The sequence below is a fragment of the Agaribacter flavus genome, from assembly GCF_042646125.1.
Classification (GTDB): Bacteria; Pseudomonadota; Gammaproteobacteria; order Enterobacterales; family Alteromonadaceae; genus Glaciecola; species Glaciecola flavus.
Map to the genome: position 1 here is coordinate 1 of NZ_JBHRSW010000031.1, position 4,894 is coordinate 4,894.

The 4,894-nt window shown below is 43.6% G+C and carries 3 protein-coding genes and 1 pseudogene; 2 read left to right on the top strand and 2 right to left on the bottom strand.

Features of this window, described 5'->3' with window-relative positions:
- Nucleotides 1–293: 293 nt before the first annotated feature.
- Nucleotides 294–1,139 carry a nuclear transport factor 2 family protein gene (locus ACFOHL_RS14375; protein ID WP_376920938.1) on the bottom strand — a complete coding sequence of 282 codons (846 nt, stop codon included), beginning with the start codon at nt 1,137–1,139 and terminating at the stop codon, nt 294–296.
- A gap of 901 nt (nt 1,140–2,040) precedes the next feature.
- Between ACFOHL_RS14375 and ACFOHL_RS14380 the strand changes: the two genes are divergently transcribed.
- Nucleotides 2,041–2,688: a hypothetical protein gene (locus ACFOHL_RS14380; RefSeq protein ID WP_376920939.1), complete on the top strand. Its 648-nt coding sequence runs from the start codon at nt 2,041–2,043 to the stop codon at nt 2,686–2,688.
- Here ACFOHL_RS14380 and ACFOHL_RS14385 read toward each other — a convergent pair.
- Nucleotides 2,668–2,916: pseudogene (locus tag ACFOHL_RS14385) on the bottom strand (IS3-like element ISPpr7 family transposase); the annotation flags it as partial. The gene ACFOHL_RS14380 and the pseudogene ACFOHL_RS14385 overlap by 21 nt on opposite strands.
- Nucleotides 2,917–3,468: 552 nt before the next feature.
- Between ACFOHL_RS14385 and ltrA the strand changes: the two are divergent.
- The gene (gene ltrA / locus ACFOHL_RS14390; RefSeq protein ID WP_376920940.1) at nt 3,469–4,734 is read left to right on the top strand and encodes a group II intron reverse transcriptase/maturase; all 1,266 of its coding nucleotides are present in this window, start codon (nt 3,469–3,471) and stop codon (nt 4,732–4,734) included.
- Nucleotides 4,735–4,894: the final 160 nt, after the last annotated feature.

The following is a 4,894-nucleotide window of genomic DNA, read 5'->3' on the forward strand; positions in this document are numbered from 1 at the left end:
GAAATGACATATTTTTATGGCTCTCAAAAGAGAGTAATAGATCAAGAATAGGGATCTGTGTCAAGAGAAAAGTTTAAAAAAGAGTAACATCAAATCCAATCAGTTTGAAATCCTGAAAGTGGGTGCGGAATGACAGATGATCGTCTTTGATGGTGGTTTTAATAGAGAAGGGGCTCTGGCGCCAAAAGCAGCGAAGCTCGAAGGACTGTGTCCCCCAAGCAACTTTCATAACTTCCATGAAGCCTTGCCGAAAAGCGCCTTGGACAGTTTCGCTTCCCGGCAGGGTGATGGCCTTAGAACATGCCGTTCGAATGAGCCATTTCAGCGGGTATTTCCTGAACGGTGTCCCAATGTTCAACGATCAGGCCGTTTTCAACACGGAACAGATCATAGAAAGCTGTTGGTTTACCACCGAATTCACCCTCGTTTTGAACCAGTACAAAATTGCCCTCGGCCACGACATTATGCACCTTGGTATACCGGAAGGAGATCTCGTTTTCCTGCAGGTAGGTTACAAAGGCATTGAGACCTTCAAGGCCATCACCGACATTTGGATTGTGCTGGTGGTAGACATCGCCGATGTAATTGGTGATCTTGTCAAACTGACCATTCACCAAAATATCATTTACGAAATTTGTCACCAGTGTCCGGTTTTCGTCCGTTTTATCGAGGTCGGTAATCTCTGTCGGTCCATCGGTCATGGGGCGACCGCTGACAGTTTTTTCGACCCATGGCTGCAAGCCGTCCCAGTGTTCGACAGCGATGCCATCTTCAAAGCGGAACAGATCGAACGCTGCCATCTTGGCATCACCAAATTCATAAACGACATGCAGGGCAACCAGATCGTCCTGTGAGAGGGCGCGAACGACAGTGGCTTTGTTTTTAGCACCGCTTGATGCCAGATATTGGGTGAAGCCAATCAATCCGGCGCGGCCGTCAGGGGCCTGTGGATTATGCTGGATATAGTCTTCGGCAACATATTTGTTGATGAAGTCGATGTTACTTTCAATCAGACCTTCCTGAATGATGTCAATCGCGGTTTCCTTTTGGCCAAGGTCTGCAGCCTGGGCAGTTGCGGCCCAAAGACTAACGGCGCCGGCGATTACCAAAGATGCTGCTTTAAGTTTCGTGTTAAACATTTTTATGTTCCTTTTTTGTGCGTTCAGTTGTTTGAGTGCGGTGCTTCTGTTGCGCTCGTGGGTATTGGCTATCAAGAAATATAAAATCAGAAACCCCTATATTCTTGATAGAATCTATCGAAAAATCTGATTACTCAAGATGCAAGGAAACTGTATCTCCAAGGCTCGTTGATCGGTTGCCTGCAGGCAGCTGCTCTCCCTATGGATCTTTGGTTGGTGATGCCACCCGCTCAGGGCCTGTTGGAAAACTATTTACTGAATTGGCTTTACAAAGCCTGATGTTCCAAAAGACCCAACTAAGTATAAGAAGAATGAACGGCATAGATGAACTATGCAACAGATGCATTCTTAGCTAATTTTCTGGCGTTTTGATTAAGCAATTCAAGAATTACCGTTACCATCAGACAGCTCGACAAATCCAATATCGAGCCAACTAAGAGAATGCAACTCCCTATATCTGTGCCCCAGAATAATTACTGGAAACGATTTTATTTATCTTTGTTGGATTTTAAGCAAATCTGGTCACCGTAATAATCATTATCATAGTTGCAATTTAGTTCTTTGGATTTTAAACAAATTTGGTCACCGTAATAATCATTATCATAGTTGCAGCCTGCTCGGTGATCGTGAAATTTTGCCTTTGGATCAGTAATGTTTGTTTTTGACATGATAGATTCTAATTTCTAGTTTACGTTACACATAGAATAGAACATCTAACTAATTCTGTAATTGCTAATTATCAAATTCATTATTACCAGATTCGAAATAATTGTAGGCATGTTAAGCGCAGCGAATCATTACTCGAGTTTAAAGCCAAAGCAAAAAAAATATTTTTCTGAGCAATCCTTTTTATTGAATGCTAAAATTCACGGTGATGATAAAGATTTTGGAAAGTGTTAACGTGAGTAAGCGCTTGTTTTGTTATGATTATTATTTGCCTCTGCTTGTTGGAATCCTCTTAACGTTCAAAATGGCTTATGCGGAGCCTACTTCTGAACAAGAAGTTGGAAGTGAGCAGATAGAACTCCAAAATTTAGCAAAAGAAAAAATGATGATTTTATCTGCGACATATCATCTACTCTTTAACCTACAAGACACGATCAATTCACCATCAGCAGATAAATCTACTTTGTTTGGAGAAAACTTTTTAAATCAGCTCAAAATAAAGTTTGAAAAACTTCATGGAACCGAATTTCCTCCGATAGATCACCCATACAAGAAGCAATTAATAAATGTCATAATTAAAGTACTTGAAAATAACAGAGCGCTTATTCTGGACAAATATATATCAAATAAAGGGTTTATACCGGTTGTTTTTACATCTCAAATTGCATCTGCACTCTCTAATATGGGACTCCCCCTATCGCTAAAATGGATTGCCCCCAATAATTCTTCAATAAGCCCGTTCAGCAAAGCCAATGAAAGTGAAATAAAACAACTTGCAATAATGGAGCTCAACGGAAGTACAAAAATGGTTCAGGTTGTAGAAGACGATCAGCCGACGTTTGTCAACATAGTTGTCGTGTTTTTAAGCTACTTCTTTCTCTAGTTTTTGACCGTCATTATCTGGGTTTAAATACACTTCCGTCACTGGCTCCCAGTCTCTAATGTCTCCACGCCATCTATTTGGCATTTGCTGTTTAGCCTTAAGATAAAGTGCCTTTCGTTGCGCTAACACCGCTTTTTCTTTGCCGCTATGGCGTTGCTCAGGCGTCACAAACTTAATACTGCTATGTTTGTGCTCAGTATTGTACCAAGTCACAAAGGTCATCACCCAATCCCTTCGACGTTTGTCAACATAGTTGTCGGTGTGCCCTGAAGGCCGTCTCCACGGAGTGGAAACGCCATGCTTTACTTGTGATGAGGGTAGGCCCCTCGAACACGCTGATTAGGCAGAGTGTTCAAACCGCCCTAAGCTGCATTCGTTAAGAGCGTTTGTGGTGAGCGTTAGTGGAAAAGGTGAGATACATCTCATCAGGTATGATTAAGAGAGACGAACGAAAGTGAACCATCGAAGAAGTGTCGATAATTGCACCCGATATCAAAACCAGAGTCTCGACAACACTCTGGGACTAGCTTTGCGACAACCTAAACGTTGGCAAAGTGGTATCCGGCATAGAGGTGGCGTGACTCTTAATCAGGCGCAAGTAAGGAACAGGGGAATCTGTCATGTTGATGATAAGGGAGATTTCCAATCAGCGATCCTGAGAGGATTAGAGTACCAATGCAACATACAGAGGCGGAGTCATGCATAGTAGCGAAGAAGTGTTTGTAATGAACGTGGAGCGAAGGCATGGCCCTATTCGGCTGCTAGTGGAGGTCAACTGTTATGCAACAGGATGAACGTCAATTATCAGCAAAATCGTTCGATATACCCAAGGGGCTGATTTGGGAAGCGTGGAAACGCGTTGCCGTAAATAAAGGAGCGGCAGGTGTTGATGGCAAAACCATTTCGCATTTTAAAGAAAACCTCTCGGCAAATTTATACAAAATATGGAACCGTATGTGCTCAGGGAGTTATTTCCCTGAAGCTGTTCGCCAAGTCATGATCCCCAAAGCGGATGGTAATCTTCGTCCCTTGGGGATCCCAACGGTTGGCGATAGAGTCGCACAGATGGCAGCAAAGATGCTCATTGAGCCAAGTCTAGAACAAGTATTCCACCCGTCTTCATTTGGCTATCGCCCTGCTCGTTCTGCGCACCAAGCAGTATCGCAGGCCAAGCAACATTGTTGGCGATACGACTGGGTCTTGGATATCGACATGAAGGCTTTCTTCGATACGATAGATCATGACCTGATGATGAAGGCAGTGGAAAAACATGTCCAAGAGCCATGGCTACGTCTTTACATCAAGCGTTGGCTTGAAGCACCAGTATGTACAGAAGAAAAAGAAGTGGTATCGTCGACAAAGGGAACGCCACAAGGTGGTGTCATCTCTCCATTGTTAGCTAATCTGTTCTTGCACTATGCGTTCGATGCATGGATAAGCGAGTCGTTTCCAACTGTCCCATTTGAGCGGTATGCAGACGATATTGTCTGCCATTGCCGCACAAAACTGCAGGCGCAAACACTGCTACAGGCATTAGAAGAACGCATGTCCGCGTGCAAACTTCAGTTACATCCGGTTAAGACTAAGATTGTGTACTGCAAAGATAAGCGTCGAAAAGGGCTTCATACCCACACGCGCTTTGATTTTCTTGGTTTTACGTTTCAGGCTCGCACTGTGCAAGACAAGGGAGGAAAACTATTTACTGGTTTTAATCCCGCAGTGAGTAAAGTAGCGCTTAAAAGGATGTTCAAGACCCTGAGAGATATGAATATCAATCAGGCAACGCGCTTGACTATTTTTGATTTAGCGAAAAAGTTAAATCCAGTAGTGAAAGGGTGGGTTGGCTACTACGCAAAATTCTATCCGCAGATTCTTCATCGAGCGCTTGTGCAAATTGACCTGCGCTTGGGTAGATGGGCGCGTAAGAAATATAAGCGTTTGCGCGGTCACAAACGGCAATCATGGAATTGGCTTAAGCGAATTAGGTCAAGTCACCCCGCATTATTTGCGCATTGGGAATTTGTATATCTTAGGACGGTTGGATAGGAAGAGCCGTATGAATCGAGAGGTTCACGTACGGTTCTGTGAAAGCCTGAAGGGGAAGCTCCTTCGGGCTACTCGACTGTTTTTAAGCTACTTCTTTCTCTAGTTTTTGACCGTCATCGTCTGGGTTTAAATACACTTCCGTCACTGGCTCCCAGTCTCT